The 14,648-nt window shown below is 74.0% G+C and carries 16 protein-coding genes; 2 read left to right on the forward strand and 14 right to left on the reverse strand.

Annotation, left to right across the window (positions count from 1 at the left end; genetic code table 11):
* Positions 1 to 176 precede the first annotated feature (176 nt).
* The 4 genes from IR158_RS08195 to clpS are packed head-to-tail and all read right to left on the reverse strand — an operon-like array spanning position 177 to position 2,683.
* Positions 177 to 965, reverse strand: coding sequence for an MBL fold metallo-hydrolase (locus IR158_RS08195; RefSeq protein WP_291811852.1), 789 nt, complete (start codon positions 963 to 965; stop codon positions 177 to 179).
* Positions 962 to 1,774, reverse strand: a complete 813-nt coding sequence (murI, locus tag IR158_RS08200) for a glutamate racemase (RefSeq protein ID WP_291811855.1) — start codon at positions 1,772 to 1,774, stop codon at positions 962 to 964. The genes IR158_RS08195 and murI overlap by 4 nt, the downstream gene beginning before the upstream one ends.
* A gap of 10 nt (positions 1,775 to 1,784) precedes the next feature.
* A complete protein-coding gene (locus IR158_RS08205; RefSeq protein ID WP_291811858.1) occupies positions 1,785 to 2,426 on the reverse strand; it encodes a DUF2017 domain-containing protein in 642 nt (213 codons plus the stop codon).
* On the reverse strand, positions 2,426 to 2,683 hold the full coding sequence (gene clpS / locus IR158_RS08210; RefSeq protein WP_291812148.1) for an ATP-dependent Clp protease adapter ClpS: 258 nt from the start codon (positions 2,681 to 2,683) through the stop codon (positions 2,426 to 2,428). The genes IR158_RS08205 and clpS overlap by 1 nt, the downstream gene beginning before the upstream one ends.
* A 108-nt stretch (positions 2,684 to 2,791) precedes the next feature.
* Here clpS and IR158_RS08215 point away from each other — a divergent pair, with 108 nt between their 5' ends.
* On the forward strand, positions 2,792 to 4,192 hold the full coding sequence (locus tag IR158_RS08215) for a nicotinate phosphoribosyltransferase (RefSeq protein WP_291811859.1): 1,401 nt from the start codon (positions 2,792 to 2,794) through the stop codon (positions 4,190 to 4,192).
* 132 nt (positions 4,193 to 4,324) lie between these two features.
* On the opposite strand, the gene IR158_RS08220 is transcribed toward IR158_RS08215, so the two are convergent.
* The 4 genes from IR158_RS08220 to IR158_RS08235 all read right to left on the reverse strand — a co-directional run bounded on the left by IR158_RS08220 (position 4,325) and on the right by IR158_RS08235 (position 7,546).
* On the reverse strand, positions 4,325 to 4,480 hold the full coding sequence (locus IR158_RS08220; RefSeq protein ID WP_013116552.1) for a hypothetical protein: 156 nt from the start codon (positions 4,478 to 4,480) through the stop codon (positions 4,325 to 4,327).
* 255 nt (positions 4,481 to 4,735) lie between these two features.
* Positions 4,736 to 6,541 carry a DEAD/DEAH box helicase gene (locus IR158_RS08225; protein ID WP_291811867.1) on the reverse strand — a complete coding sequence of 602 codons (1,806 nt, stop codon included), beginning with the start codon at positions 6,539 to 6,541 and terminating at the stop codon, positions 4,736 to 4,738.
* Positions 6,538 to 6,915, reverse strand: a complete 378-nt coding sequence (locus tag IR158_RS08230; protein ID WP_291811869.1) for a DUF3039 domain-containing protein — start codon at positions 6,913 to 6,915, stop codon at positions 6,538 to 6,540. The genes IR158_RS08225 and IR158_RS08230 overlap by 4 nt, the downstream gene beginning before the upstream one ends.
* Positions 6,916 to 6,979: 64 nt before the next feature.
* The gene (locus IR158_RS08235; protein ID WP_291811871.1) at positions 6,980 to 7,546 is read right to left on the reverse strand and encodes a hypothetical protein; all 567 of its coding nucleotides are present in this window, start codon (positions 7,544 to 7,546) and stop codon (positions 6,980 to 6,982) included.
* A gap of 63 nt (positions 7,547 to 7,609) precedes the next feature.
* Between IR158_RS08235 and IR158_RS08240 the strand changes: the two genes are divergently transcribed.
* The gene (locus tag IR158_RS08240; protein ID WP_291811873.1) at positions 7,610 to 8,143 is read left to right on the forward strand and encodes a hypothetical protein; all 534 of its coding nucleotides are present in this window, start codon (positions 7,610 to 7,612) and stop codon (positions 8,141 to 8,143) included.
* A 141-nt stretch (positions 8,144 to 8,284) separates the two neighbouring features.
* On the opposite strand, the gene nagB is transcribed toward IR158_RS08240, so the two are convergent.
* The 6 genes from nagB to IR158_RS08270 form a co-directional block, all read right to left on the reverse strand.
* Positions 8,285 to 9,067, reverse strand: coding sequence for a glucosamine-6-phosphate deaminase (gene nagB, locus IR158_RS08245; protein WP_291811874.1), 783 nt, complete (start codon positions 9,065 to 9,067; stop codon positions 8,285 to 8,287).
* A complete protein-coding gene (locus tag IR158_RS08250) occupies positions 9,067 to 10,059 on the reverse strand; it encodes an ROK family protein (protein WP_291811876.1) in 993 nt (330 codons plus the stop codon). The genes nagB and IR158_RS08250 overlap by 1 nt, the downstream gene beginning before the upstream one ends.
* A 37-nt stretch (positions 10,060 to 10,096) precedes the next feature.
* A complete protein-coding gene (locus IR158_RS08255) occupies positions 10,097 to 11,020 on the reverse strand; it encodes a carbohydrate ABC transporter permease (RefSeq protein ID WP_366928419.1) in 924 nt (307 codons plus the stop codon).
* On the reverse strand, positions 11,017 to 11,910 hold the full coding sequence (locus IR158_RS08260) for a carbohydrate ABC transporter permease (RefSeq protein WP_291811878.1): 894 nt from the start codon (positions 11,908 to 11,910) through the stop codon (positions 11,017 to 11,019). Before IR158_RS08260 ends, IR158_RS08255 begins: the two co-directional genes overlap by 4 nt.
* Before the next feature lie 129 nt (positions 11,911 to 12,039).
* Complete coding sequence (locus IR158_RS08265; protein WP_291811881.1) at positions 12,040 to 13,317, reverse strand: extracellular solute-binding protein; 1,278 nt, start codon at positions 13,315 to 13,317, stop codon at positions 12,040 to 12,042.
* A gap of 129 nt (positions 13,318 to 13,446) precedes the next feature.
* The gene (locus tag IR158_RS08270; RefSeq protein ID WP_291811882.1) at positions 13,447 to 14,622 is read right to left on the reverse strand and encodes an ROK family transcriptional regulator; all 1,176 of its coding nucleotides are present in this window, start codon (positions 14,620 to 14,622) and stop codon (positions 13,447 to 13,449) included.
* Between the last annotated feature and the right edge of the window lie 26 nt (positions 14,623 to 14,648).

The following is a 14,648-nucleotide window of genomic DNA, read 5'->3' on the forward strand; positions in this document are numbered from 1 at the left end:
TGTCCATCGCTGCGCCGTCCATGGCCCGCACCGTCGCACGACGGCCGCCCCGCCGGTGAGCGCCATCCACAGCCCTCATCGAGCGCGGTACTCGACCGTCGAACGCGGTGCTCGTATGTAGCGCGCTCGACCGCCGGGTACCGCGCTCGGCGGGAGGGCCGGGCGGATCGGGTCGGTCAGAGCGAGTACGTCGCGCCCGGGGCCGCGAGGGTCACCGGGCCGTCGTACACGGCGCGGGCCTCCGCCAGGGCGATCTCGGGGTCGTTCCACGCGGGGACGTGCGTCAGGACGAGGGCGCGGGAGCCGCCGCGGGCCGCCGCCTCGCCCGCACGACGGCCGGTCAGGTGGATGCCGCGGACGTGGTCGTCGCGCCCCTCGACGAACGCGGCCTCGGCCAGCAGGACGTCGGCACCGGTGGCCAGGTCGTCGAGGCCCGCGCACGCATCGGTGTCGCCGGTGTAGGCGAGCGTGACGCGGCGTGCCGGGTCGGCCTCCGACGGCCCGCTCACGCGGATGCCGAACGCCGGCACCGGATGCTCGACGGGCACCGGCTCGAGGGTCAGCGGGCCGACGTGCACCTGCTCGCCTGCGCGCCACGTGCGGACGTCGAACTGCTCGCCGGTGTGGGCGGCGAGGTCGTCACCGGACATGTGCCCCAGCCGCTCGAGCGTGCCCTCGGGCCCGTGGACCGCGACACGCGGGAGCGGACCGGCCGGTCGGTAGCGCCGGTACACCCCGAGGACGGCCATGTCGGCGACGTGGTCGGCGTGCAGGTGGGACAGCGCGACGACGTCGAGCGCCGCGGGGTCACCCCAGCGCTGCAGCGCCCCCAGCGCGCCGTTGCCCAGGTCCAGCAGGGCCGACCACGTGCGCCCCTCGGCGTCCTCGGCCTGCACCAGGTACGACGACGCGGCCGACCTCGGTCCCGGGAAGGACCCCGCACACCCCAGCACGACCAGCCTCATCGCAGCGCCCCCCTCGGCTCGACCGCTTCGACCTCCGGACCGAGGAAGCGCCGCGCGAGCGTCGCGAACGACCCGGGGTCACCCGTCGCGAGGAACCGGTGCGTCGCCGGGCCCGCCGCCGGGTCGCGCTCGAGGCCGTGCGCCACGAGGGTCCGGTAGACGTCCTTGGCGGTCTCCTCGGCGCTCGACACGAGCGTGACCTGGTCCCCCATCACGTAGGAGATGACGCCCGTCAGCAGCGGGTAGTGCGTGCAGCCCAGGACGAGCGTGTCGACGCCCGCCGCACGGACCGGGTCGAGGTACTCGTGCGCCGTCGCGAGCGCGTCCGGCCCCGAGGTCACCCCTGCCTCGACGAGCTCCACGAAGCGCGGGCAGGCGCGCGACGTCAGGTCCACGCCCGCGACCGCGAACGCGTCGTCGTAGGCCCGCGAGTCGATCGTCGCCCGCGTGCCGATGACGCCGATGCGTCCGTTGCGCGTCGCCGCGACCGCACGACGTGCCGCCGGCAGGACGACCTCGACGACCGGCAGGCCGCGGCGCAGCGTGTACCGCTCGCGGGCGTCGCGCAGCACCGCGGCGGACGCGCTGTTGCACGCGATGACGAGCATCTTGACCCCGGCGTCGACGAGGTCGTCCATGATCTCGAGAGAGTGCGCCCGCACCGCTGCCAGCGGCTTGGGTCCGTAAGGGCTGTTGAGGGTGTCGCCGATGTACAGGGTGGACTCGTGCGGCAGCTGGTCGAGGATCGACCGCGCCACGGTCAGGCCCCCGACACCGGAGTCGAAGATGCCGATGGGGGCGTCGCTCACCCGACCGAGACTAGCCGCCGGACCGCCCACGTCCGCCGCCGCCGCCGCCGGGTGCGGCGAGCATCACAGCCAGCAGCGACTCCTGGAGCCAGGACAGCGCGCCGTAGACCGACGCCAGGTAGGCCCGCACGTCGTCCTCTGGCTCGGTCGCCGGAGCGTCGTACAGGGCCTCCGAGTCGGCGTCCGTCCGCAGCTCGAGGCGCTCCCCCAGCACGAGCCGCAGGTCCGTGAGGGTCGCGGCGACGTCGTCGGCTGCCTGGGGGGAGACGACCAGCGCGTGCTCGGGCCACCCGGGCTCGCCGTGCACGAGGGACGTCCACAGGGACCGCAGCCGCGCCACCTTGCGCGCCCGCAGGTCGTCCTCGGTGAGGCGACGGAACTCGCCGGCCACCTCCGGGTCGTCGCGCGACGCGTCGGGCAGCAGGCGACGCACGGCCGGGTCCTGCGGCGGCGCCAGGGGCGCGGTGCGCAGCGACCAGCCCTCCGGCGCACCGGGGTGGGCCGGCGACCCGGTGCCCGGTTGCGGGCCGTCCTCGAACCGGCCGGCGCCCAGCAGCTCGGCGACGTCGGCGACGACGGACGCCACGACGGCCCGCTCCCCGGCGTCGAGCCGCGCGACGTACTGGCCCTTCTGGCGTCGGAACGCCCGCATCACTGCCCGCCCCGCTGCATGGTCGCCCACAGCCCGTACGAGTGCATGGCCTGCACGTCGACCTCCATCGCCTCGCGGTTGCCGCTCGAGACGACGGCGCGCCCCTCCTCGTGCACCTGGCGCATGAGCCGGTCGGCCTTCTCACGCGGGTACCCGAAGTGGGTCTGGAACACGTAGGTGACGTACGACATGAGGTTCACGGGGTCGTTCCAGACGATCGTCACCCACGCGTCTGCCGTCGACGTCGCCTCGTCCACCTGGGGACGCGTGTCGGGAGCGGTCGTCGCGGGCACGACGACAACTGTAGGCGGCGCCGCACGAGGCGTCGGCTGCCGGAGCGGGGCCCGGGCGTCTACGTTGGCGCCATGACGGACACGAGTGCTCCCGCGTCGACCCCGACCGTCCCCGCCGTCGCCGCGGTCGGTTCCGGCAGCACCGCGCTGCTCACCGACCGGTACGAGCTGACGATGCTGCAGGCGGCCCTCGCCGACGGCACCGCGCACCGCCGCTGCGTCTTCGAGGTGTTCACACGGCGGTTGCCGGCGGGACGCCGCTACGGGGTGCTCGCCGGGACGGGACGGGTGCTCGAGCAGCTCGCGTCGTTCCGGTTCGGGAACCCGGAGCTCGACTGGCTGGCCGACGAGCGCGTCGTCGACGACGCGACGCTGGCGTTCCTCGCCGACTACCGCTTCGCCGGGGACGTCGTGGGGTACGCCGAGGGCGAGATCTTCTTCCCGCAGTCACCGGTGCTCGTCGTCGAGGGCACGTTCGCGCAGGCGGTGCTCATCGAGACCCTCGTCCTGTCGGTCCTGAACTACGACTCGGCGGTCGCGTCGGCGGCATCGCGCATGACGAGCGCGGCCGTGGACCGCCCGTGCCTCGAGATGGGCGCGCGACGTGCGCACGAGGACGCCGCGGTCGCGGCCGCGCGCGCAGCGGTGGTCGCCGGCTTCGCCGGCACGTCGAACCTCGAGGCGGGCCGGCGGTACGGGCTGCCCACCATCGGCACGGCGGCGCACGCGTTCACGCTGCTGCACGACGACGAGGAGGAGGCGTTCGCGTCGCAGGTCCGCTCGCAGGGCGTCGGGACGACGCTCCTCGTCGACACGTACGACGTCCGCCGCGGGGTCGAGCGGGCGCTCGCCGCGGCGGGCACGGAGCTCGGTGCCGTCCGGCTGGACTCCGGCGACCTGGGCGTCCTCGCGCAGGAGGTGCGCGCGCAGCTCGACGCCGCGGGGGCACGCGACACGCAGATCGTCGTCACGAGCGACCTCGACGAGCACGCGATCGCGTCGCTCGCGGTCGCCCCGGTCGACTCCTACGGCGTGGGCACCTCGCTGGTCACCGGCTCGGGCGCACCGACGTGCGGGATGGTCTACAAGCTGGTCGCACGCGAGGGGGCGTCGGGCCAGCTGGAGCCGGTCGCGAAGGCCTCGCGCTCCAAGACCAGCCTCGGAGGACGCAAGTCGGCCGCCCGACGCCTGGACCGGGACCGGCGCGCCGTCGAGGAGGTGCTGGTCGTCGGGCCCGACGAGCTGGTGGCCGGGTGGACGGAGCAGCAGCGGCGCGAGCCGGACCCGTCCCTGCGTCCGTTGCACGTGCCGCTCGTCGTGGACGGTGAGGTGCTGCCCGGGCTGACCGCCGCCGAGGGCGTGCGGGCCGCCGCGGCGCGGCACGCGGCGTCCCGTGACGAGCTGCCCCGAGGCGCGCGTCGCCTGTCGGCCGACGAGGCCGCCGTCGAGACGGTGGAGATGCGCCTGGGCTGACTGCGTCGCGGGCGGGCTTTACCGCCCGCCGCACGGGTGCGGGGACGGCACAGGCCGGGACGCGCGTGGCGTCCCGGCCTGTGCCGTGCGGCGCGACGGCCGGCGGAGGGGGTGCCGGCCGTCGCTGCTGCGCTAGATCCTCGATCGACCGCGGCCCACGAGGCCGAGGATGAGGCTGACGACCAGCACGATGACGCCGATCCAGATGAGGAACTGGCCGATGTTGGTCGCGACGCCAAGGATGACGAGGACGACACCGACAAGGATGAGGATGAGCCAGGACGGCATGTGAACACCTCTTTCGTGCGAATGCCGGCGGCACGACGCCGCCAGGCTCCGGGTTCGGCGCCGGGGGAACCCGGGCCGGGTTTGTCACGGGATGAGCCTGGCAGCGGTGCCCCGCTTCGGCACGCTGAACGCTCGACTTGCGCGAGCGTCCAGCACTGGTATGTGGTCACGCGTCCAGGGCGCTGACCTGCGAACTCACACGATTCTCATCGTCCGCATGGTGAGACGGCCGGTGCGCCGACACCGGGGGCAGGCTCAGCGCTTGCCGACGAACCACCCGCGGAGCATCGCGATCCGCGCCTCGAGCTGGTCCGGCGCCGCCACGGCCACCTCCGGCCCGCCGCAGCGCCGCCGCAGCTCCGCGTGGACGGTCGCGTGCGGCTGACCGCTGCGGCGCGCCCACGCGCCGACCAGCTGCGCGAGCTCCTTGCGCAGCTCCGCCTGCTTGCGGTGGTCCATCACCTCGGGCTCGGGCTGCGCGCGGGCGCGGCGCGCGCCCTGCTGGTCCGCCTGCCGCTGCCGCAGCAGCGTCGTCACCTGGTCCGCGTCGAGCAGCCCGGGCAGTCCCAGGAAGTCCAGCTCCTCGTCCGAGCCCACCTCCGCCCCGGTGCCGAACTCGCCGCCGTCGAACAGCACGCGGTCGAACGACGCCTGCGCCTCGAGCGCCTCGAAGGTCCCCGCGACGCCGTCCGAGCCGACGGCGTCCTCGCTGCTCTGCTCGCGCTCGGCGAGTGCCAGCAGGTCGGCCTCCGGGTCCAGCGACCCGTCGGTCGGCTTGTCGAGCGCGTGGTCGCGCTCGATCTCCAGCGTCGCCGCCAGCTCGAGCAGCTGCGGCACGCTGGGCAGGAACACGGACGCCGTCTCGCCGCGCCGTCGCGCCCGGACGAACCGCCCGACGGCCTGGGCGAAGAACAGGGGCGTCGCCGTGCTCGTGGCGTACACGCCGACGGCCAGCCGTGGCACGTCGACACCCTCGGACACCATGCGCACCGCGACCAGCCAGCGGGCGTCCCCCTGCGCGAACTCCTCGATCCGGTCGCTGGCGCCGTCGTCGTCGGACAGCACGACGACCGGCGACTGCCCCGTGAGCCGCGCCAGGTGCCCGGCGTACGCCCGGGCGTCGGTCTGGTCGGTCGCGATGATCATGGCCCCCGCGTCGGGCACGGCGCGCCGGACCTCGGTGAGGCGCGTGTCGGCGGCGGCCAGCACCGACGGGATCCACTCGCCGTTGGGGTCGAGCGCGGTGCGCCAGGCCTGCGACGTCATGTCCTTGGTCAGCGGCTCGCCCAGGCGCGCCGAGATCTCGTCGCCCGCCTTGGTGCGCCACCGCATCGACCCGGAGTACGACAGGAAGATGACGGGCCGCACGACGTGGTCGCGCAGGGCGTCGCCGTACGAGTACGTGTAGTCGGCCACCGAGCGTCGGATGCCGTGCGCGTCAGGCGCGTAGGTCACGAACGGGATGGGCGCGGTGTCGGAGCGGAACGGCGTCCCGGTCAGCGCGAGCCGGCGCGTCGCGCCCTCGAACGCCTCGCGGACCGCGTCGCCCCACGACAGCGCGTCGCCGCCGTGGTGCACCTCGTCGAGGATGACGAGCGTGCGCTCCGCGGTCGTGCGGGCGGCGTGCAGCGCCGGCTTGCTCGCGACCTGCGCGTAGGTGACGGCGACGCCGTCGTAGCCGGCACCGTGCCGACCCTGCGCGTTGCTGAAGCGCGGGTCGAGCCGGATGCCGACACGCGCGGCGGCATCGGCCCACTGCTTCTTGAGGTGCTCGGTCGGGGCGACGACCGTGACGCGCCGCACGGCGCGCGACTCCAGGAGCTCGGTGGCGATCCGCAGCGCGAAGGTCGTCTTGCCCGCGCCCGGCGTCGCGACGGCGAGGAAGTCGCGCGGCGAGCGCTCGCGGTAGAGGTCGATGGCCTGCGCCTGCCACGCCCGCAGGCTCCCCGCGGCTCCCCACGGCGCACGCGCGGGGAACGCCGGCGGCAGCTGCTGCGCTGCCGACGTCGAGGGGTGCTGGGGGGTGCTGACAGGGGCTGCGGACCGACGGGCCGCGCTCACGCTCCGCCCGCGTCGGAGCCGGAACCCTTGCCGCGGCCGAAGCCGAAGAACCCGCGTCCGCCGCCGCCCCCACCGCCGGAGCCGCCGTCGCCGTCCTGCGGCTCGCGCAGGCCGTCGTAGACCTCCTTGCAGATGGGGCACACGGGGAACTTGTTGGGGTCGCGGCCCGGCACCCAGACCTTGCCGCAGAGCGCGATGACCGGCTTGCCGGTCATCGCGGACTCCATGATCTTCTCCTTGCGCACGTAGTGCGCGAAGCGCTCGTGATCGCCGGGCTCGACCTGCTCGTCGGTCTCGGTGCGCTCGAGGAGGGAGGTGCCGCCCTGCGGGCCGAACGGGTCGTCGGGTCCTGTCGGCGGGGTCGGCTCACTCATGGCGCCCATCGTACGACGGGGGTGGGACAGCCCGGCAGCGCCCGGGCCGCCGGACGGCGTGCCGTCAGCCGGCGAGGAAGGTCGCCACCGAGGGGTCTCCGGGCAGGGCCGGCCGGTCGGTCGGCCGGGCCCAGTAGGCCCACCAGCCCCAGCCGTGACCCACCCGCTGCCACTCCCCGCCCGGGTGCCGGCCGAAGGACGTGCGCAGGTGCTCCCACTGCCGGTCGTCGCGCTCCACCACGTGGTAGCCGGCGCCGTACCCGACGCAGTGCCAGCCGTAGCGGCCGGCACGCTCGAGGACCCGCATCTCGTTGAACGCCGTCAGCGGTGCGAGCACCGCGCTGTCGCGCCCGCGCTCGTCAGGGGCGGGCTCGGTCGCAGGCATGAAGCGCTGCTGGGCGGCCTGCCGTGACATGCCCAGCACGCCACCCAGGTCGTTCCACGTGCAGCCGGCGGCGCGAGCCGACCCGACCGCGTCCCGGAGCATCGCGTCGGTCGCGTCGGAGGCGTCGCGCACGAGTGACACGAGGTCGAGGTAGGCGCGGGGGTCCTGCTCGAGCCGGGCAGCCAGGTCCGGCTCGGCGGCGTCGAGGGCGGCGGTGAGGTGGTCCCGGAGCGTGCGCTGCGTCATGTGTCAATCCTAGCTTGACAGCCCCCCCCGTGTCAAGAATTTCTTGACGCATCCGCGGCGCACGTGCGACTGCTCCTCCTGCTGCCGCTCGTGGCGAGCCTCCTGACACTGCACCTGGTCGCCACCCGGTCCGCGGTGTCGCAGGTGTCCACGGCGGACGACGCCCGGCTGCGGCGCGCCGGCGCCCGTCGTGTGCTCGCCGCCGCCCAGCTCGTCGTCGGCAGCACGCTCGCGGGTGTCCTGCTCGTCACAGGCACCGCGCTGCGCAACGCGTCGACGTCGGGGTACGACGCGGGCGAGGGGTGGGTCGCGTCGACCGACCCCGTCGTCCACGCGCTCGGCGTCGCCGGCCTCGTCGCCGCACCGGTGGTGCTCGTCGCGACGCTGGTCGTCACCGGCGTCGCCCTCACGCGGGCCTCGCAGGTCGCCGGTGTCGTCGTCACCCGACGGCGCAGCGGCACGGTCGTCGCCGACGACGCCGCACCGGCGCACGTCACGGCACGTCACGCCGCGACCGCGTACGTACGCACCGCGCGCGCGGCCGGTCTGACGCCCGAGGAGACCCTCGACCTCGTCCGCGGCGCCCTGCTCACCTGACGGCACCGCCGAGCGCGAGGAGGGCGTCGAGCGCGCAGGTGACGACCCGAGCGCGGGTCATACGACACCCGCGCTCGACGCGGTTCCCCCGCGCTCGGCGGGTGTGGCGTGGGGCGGGCTGGCGTGGGCGCGTCGAGCCGGTCAGAGGCGCTGCCAGGCCGGCTTCGCCGCGTAGGTCTCGCGGTAGTGGTCGGCGAGCTCGAGGCGGCCGGCCGCGTCGTCGTCGACCAGCACCGTGACGTGCGGGTGCAGCTGGAGGACCGTCGCGGGCCACCGGGCGCTGACCGGGCCCTCCACGAGCTGCTGCACGGCCCGCGCCTTGCGGGTCCCGGTGGCCAGCAGGACCAGGTGACGGGCCGTGGCGATCGTGGCGAGGCCCTGCGTGAGGCAGTGTGTCGGGACCGCGTCGACGTCCCCGTCGAAGAAGCGCGCGTTGTCCTGGCGGGTCCGCCGCGCGAGCGTCTTGATCCGTGTGCGCGAGCCCAGCGACGAGCCGGGCTCGTTGAACGCGACGTGCCCGTCGGTGCCGATGCCGAGCAGCTGCAGGTCGACCCCACCCGCCCTGGCGATCGCCGCCTCGTACGCCGCGCACGCGGCCGGCAGGTCGTCGGCCAGCCCGTCTGGGCCCTTGACGGCCTCGGGCGGCAGGTCGACACGCGACACGAGCTCCGCGTCGATGACGTTGCGGTAGCGCTGCGGGTGGTCGGCCGGGAGGCCGACGTACTCGTCCAGGAGGAAGGCCCGGGCGCGCGCGAACGACAGGCCCCGCTCCGCGTGCCGGCGCGCCAGCTCGTCGTACACCGCCAGCGGGCTCGAGCCCGTCGCCAGCCCCAGCACGGCGTCCGGGCGCGCCGCGAGCAGCCGCTCGACGGCGTCCGCGGCCAGACGCGCCAGCTCGGGAGCGGGTGCGATGACGACCTCCATCAGACGACCTCCCCTCGTCCCACCAGTGCGGCGCCCACCGCGCCGACGGGTACGTCCCGCGGTGCCAGGTGCACCCGCTCCGCCAGGCGCAGCGACGCCAGGAACGGCGACGCCGCCGTCTCGCGCGCCAGCTCTGCTCGCACCGCCTCCAGCAAGGGCTCCCCCACACCGCTCACCCCTCCGCCCAGGACCACGCGGTCGACGTCGCACGTCAGCACCAGGATGCGCACGGCGCCGGCGACCGCCCAGGCGAACCGGTCGCGGACCGCCATGGCGCGCGCATCCCCCGCGGCCGCGTCCGCGAAGAGCACGAGGGGCGCCGGCCTGCCGTCGGGCGACGGCCACGCCGCCTGCAGCGCTCGACCCGACGCGTACTGCTCGACGCACCCGCGCTGACCGCACGCGCACGGCAGGCCGTCGGGCACCAGCGTGAGGTGCCCGACCTCGCCGGCCGCCCGGCGTGCGCCGCGACGCAGCGTGCCGTCGAGCAGCAGGCCGGCCGCGACTCCCGTGCCCAGCGCGAGGAACGCGAGGTCGCGCGGCGTGGGCACCGCGTCGACCGTGTGGGCGGCGCCCAGGACGGCGGCGTTGAGGTCGTTCTCCACCCGCACCGGCACGCCGTCGCCCAGCGCGGCGGCGATAGCGTCCGCCATCCGGAACGGATGCTCGACGCCCACGTTGACGGCGTGCTCCACCGATCCCGTCGCGGGATCCACGACCCCCGGGACACCGACGCCGACGCCGCTCAGCGCGTCGAGGGGCAGGCCGTGGTCCGCGGCGAGCGCGCGCACGCACGTGCGCACGGCGGCGACGAGCCCGTCGGGCCCGCGCACGGTGGGGATCCGGTGCGTGCCGGCCACGGCGCCGTCCGCGGCGAGCAGCGCCGCGAGCACCTTGGTCCCGCCGACGTCGACCCCGACGGACCAGCCCGCCGGGCCGGGCCCGACGCGCGTGCCGGTCGTCGTGCTCGTGGTGCCGGTGCGCGTGGGCACGACGGGATTCCCCCCCGGGATCGTGGCGTCCATGACCTCAGCCCTTGACCGCCCCGGACACCAGTCCGCCGGTCATCCGCCCCTGCACGATGAGGAAGAACACGACGACCGGGATCGCGACGAGCACGGATCCGGCCATGAGCGCGCCCCAGTCGGTCGCCTTGGTGGCCTGCTGGAACGTGCGCAGCCACACGGGCAGCGTCATGGACTCGGGCCTGGTCATGATGATGAGCGCCATCATGAACTCGTTCCAGGCCTGCAGGAACGCGAACACGCCGGTCGACACCAGACCCGGTGCCAGCAGGGGGAACGTCACCTTCCAGAACGCCCGCGGCCGCGAGCAGCCGTCGATCATGGCGGCCTCCTCGAGCTCGACGGGCACGCCGTTGACGAAGCCGCGCAGGGTCCAGATGGTGAAGGGCAGGACACCCGCGAGATAGACCATGCCGAGCGCGATGACGGTGTTGAGCAGCTGCCAGGAGTCGACGAGCTGGAAGACCGAGATCATCATCGCCTCGCCCGGCACCATCTGGATCACCAGGATCGACAGCACGAACGCCTTGCGCCCGCGGAACCGGAACCGCGTGAGCGCCAGCGACGCGAAGAACGCCAGCACCATCGACGCGACGAGCACGAGGAAGGTGACCTGCAGCGAGTTGCCCAGGGCCGGGACGAACGGCGAGCGCACCTGACCGAACATCGCGGTGTCGTAGTTGCGCCACGTGAGCTCGTCGGGCCACAGGTGCAGCTCCGGCCCGGAGACGAGGTTGGTCGGCAGCAACGAGGTGTTGACCATCCAGTACACCGGGAAGGCGAACGCCGCGGCGAGCAGCGCCGCCACCGCTCCCCAACCGAACGAGGCGGCGGTGCGGCGGGCGGGGCGGCGGCGGGTCACGACCCCGGGCCGCAGGGCGGGGACGGGCGCGCCGGCCGCGGCGGCACCGAGGGGTGCGAGGCTCACAGCTGCTCCTCCTTGACGGTCGCCCGCACGTAGTACGCGGAGATCGCGAGCATGATCACGGTGAAGATGACGGCGATGGCGCTGGCGGCGCCGTAGTGCCCCTGGGCCATCCCCATCTCGTAGATGTAGACGCCGAGGGTGCTCGTCTCGGACTTGATGCCGCCGATCCCCTGGAGCACGAAGATCTGCGTGAACACCTTCAGGTCCCAGATCATCGACAGCACGATGAGCACCACGTAGATCGTCCGCACGTACGGCACCTGCACGCGGAAGAACCGCTGCCGCGCGCTCGCCCCGTCGAGCTGCGCGGCCTCGAGCACCTCGCCGGGCACCTGCGTGAACCCGGCGTAGAGCGTGAACGCCACGAACGGGATCGCACCCCACACGATGACGAGGGCGGCGACCGCGAAGAAGGACACCGGGTCGATCAGCCACAGGTGCCCCATCCAGTCGTCGCCCGTGAGCGACGTGAGCAGGTGGTTGGCCACGCCGTACTGGCTGTCGAAGATCCAGCCCCACACGAGCATCGCGGCCAGCGGGGGCATGGCCCACGCCAGCAGCAGCCCGAGCGAGAGCACCAGCCGCATGACGCGGCCGAGCTTGGTGAGCAGCAGCGCGACCAGCGTGCCGACGGTGATCGTCAGCACGACGCAGACGAGCATGAAGACGAAGCTGCGCGCGGTGACGGTCCAGAAGCGGGCGTCGGTGAGGGTCGCGACGTAGTTGTCGAGGCCGACGAACGGCGCCGGCACGCCGAGCAGCTGGGCGCGCTCGTACTCGTGCAGCGAGAGCCACAGCATCCGCACGAGCGGGTAGCCGGTGATGACGACGAGCGCGGCGAGGCTGGGCGCCAGCAGCAACCACGGCAGCAGCCGGGTCGCGGTGGGCACGCGCCTCGTCCGAGGGGCCGGCGCAGCGTCGGGCGGCGCGGTCTGGAGCATGGTCGAGCTCATGGTGTCCCTCCGGGTGGACCCGGCCGGGGCCCGCGTACGCCGCTGGCCCCGGCCGGTGGCGCCGCGTCAGCCGTTGAGGATGGACTCGATCTGCGCGTCCAGCTGCTGCGCGATCGTCTCGACGTCACCACCCTGCGCGATCTGCACGAGCGCGTCCTGGATGACCTTCTGCGCCTCGACGTCGCCCCACTTCGGCGTCGCGGGCGTGAGCTCGGCGTTGGCCGCCGCGGCGGCCGACGCCTGCGTGAACTCGTCGTCCGGCAGCGCCGCCGCGAGCGACTTGCGGGCCGGGATCATCGAGTTCTCCGCGAGGATCGTCTGGTACTCCTCCGAGAGCAGGATGGTCAGGGCCTTCTTGGCCAGGTCCACGTCGCCCGACTTCGTGGCGACCGCGACGTTCGAGCCGCCGGCGAAGACCTTGGCCGTCGTCCCGGCCTCGGTGCCGGGCAGCGGGAAGGCCTGCAGGTCGGCACCGAACGTGTCGGGGCAGCCGGGGGCCTCGGCGTCCGCGGGTGCCTGGATGGACCAGCGGATCCAGTTCGGCGCCGACAGGAAGGTCGTCTGACCGGCGCAGAAGGGCACCTGGAGCTCGGCCTCGTCGCCGTCCTTGGGGGCGTTCGACGCGTTGACCATGAGGTCCTGCACCTGCGTCAGGCCCTTGATGCCGCCCGGGGAGGAGAAGCCCGCCTCCCAGGTGCCGTCCTCGTCCGGCTCGGCGATGAAGCCGCCGTTCTCCCACACGAACGGCAGGGCGTTGTACCAGTCCTGCCCGGGGAACCACAGGCCGGAGCGGTCGGCGGTCTTCAGCGACTTGGCGGTTGCGACGTACTCGTCGAGCGTCGTCGGGACGGGCGTGCCGCCCAGGACCTGCTCGCTGTAGAACACGATGCGCGAGCCGGCGTAGTAGGGCGCGGCGTAGAAGGTGTCCTCCCACGTGCCGGCCTTGACGAAGCCGGGCAGCAGGTCGTCCCCGCCGAGGTCCTCCGCGATGTCGTCGAGCGGTGCGAAGTACCCCGCCGACGTGAAGGTGGCGGCCTGGGTGTTGCCGACCTCGACGACGTCGGGCGAGTCGGACGACGACAGCGCCGTGGTGAGCTTGTCGACCAGCCCGGTCCAGGACTGCTCCTCGATCGTGAGCGTCGAGCCGGGGTTCTCCTTCTCGAACGTCGTCGTCAGGTACTCCCGGGCCTCGTCGGGGGTGTCGGTGCCGACGAGCCAGACGCGGATCTCGGTGCCCTGCGACCCGCCGGACGCGGTGCCCGTACCGGCGTCGCCGCCGTCGGAGCACGCCGTGAGCGTGAGTGCCGCCGCTATGCCGACGGCGCCGAAACGTAGGATCTTCACGTGGGGGTTCCTCCCGTGTGCGAGGCGATCGTCGTCACGACGACGCCGGTGGGTGGTGCTGCCGATCTGCTGGACGGCCGGCTCGTCGTCGTCACGTGACGACGGGCCGGCCCCGGTCGCTCCGGACCGTCACGTGATCCCGAGCTGCCCGGACAGGACGAGCACGGCGGCGCCTGCGAGCGCCGCGTCCTCGTCGAGAGCCGCCATCCGCACCCGCAGGCCCTGCCCGATGACGGGCATCGTCCTGTCACGGAGGGTGGTGGTCGTGGCCTCGCGCAGCGGTCCGTCGAGCAGCTCCGGCGGGCCGGAGAGCAGGACCTCGGCGAGGTCGAGCGCACTGACGACGGGTGCCAGGGCGCGGCCCAGCATCCGTCCGACCGACGCCAGCGCGGCGTCGGCGTCCTGGGGTGCGAGACCGATGCGGTGGCGCAGCGCGGGGGCGCTGAGCACGGTCTCGAGGCAGCCCGTGCGTCCGCAGGCGCACGGCAGCGGGGTCTGGTCGGCGGTCTGCGCGTCGACGACCGTGACGTGCCCGATCTCTCCGGCGGCGTGGCCGCGCCCGCGCACGAGGGCGCCGTCGACGAGCATGCCGGCGCCCACCCCCTGGCCCACGGTGACGACCATCGCGTCGGACGCGGCGCCGCCGTAGGTGTACTCCCCGAGGGCACGCGTGTTGGCGTCGTTGGCGACGTGCACGGGGTGGCCGAGGGCGGCCGACAGGCGCGCGGCGAGCGGCACGTCGTACCACCCGCGGTTGGGCGCCTCGACGACGCGCCCCGCGGCGTCGATGACACCGGGTGACGAGATGCCGACACCGACGACGGGCCGGGTGGCGTCGGCCAGGAGCCGGCGGCACAGCTCCTCGACGAGCGTCACGGCATCGGGCCCGGTCGCACCACCGCTGGGCACGTGCTCGCGGGTGACCACCTGGCCGTCCAGGGTCATGACGGCGCCGTGGACGGTCGCGTCGTCGGTGAGGTCGACGACGACGACGTGGTGGTCCGACGAGCGCAGGCCGACGAGGGTCGCGGGCTTGCCCACCCTGCTCTCGGCGCGCACCCCGAGGTCCGCGACGAGTCCCTCGGCGAGCAGGGCCGCGACCAGGTCGGACACCGTCACGCGGGTCAGGCCGGTGCTGCGCGCGATGTCCGCGCGGGACGAGGGTCCGTCGTGGAACAGGTGCCCGAGGACGAGCGACCGGTTGTGGGCCCGGGCGTGCTCGGGGAGCACCTTCGTGGTCGGGCGCAGCTGGTGCCGGACCGGGCCCGCGGTGCGGGCGGTGAGCGGCTGCGACGACCTCGACATGTTTGTTAGTAGACCTTCCTTACAAA

The sequence above is a fragment of the Cellulomonas sp. genome, from assembly GCF_015234515.1.
GTDB lineage: Bacteria > Actinomycetota > Actinomycetes > Actinomycetales > Cellulomonadaceae > Cellulomonas.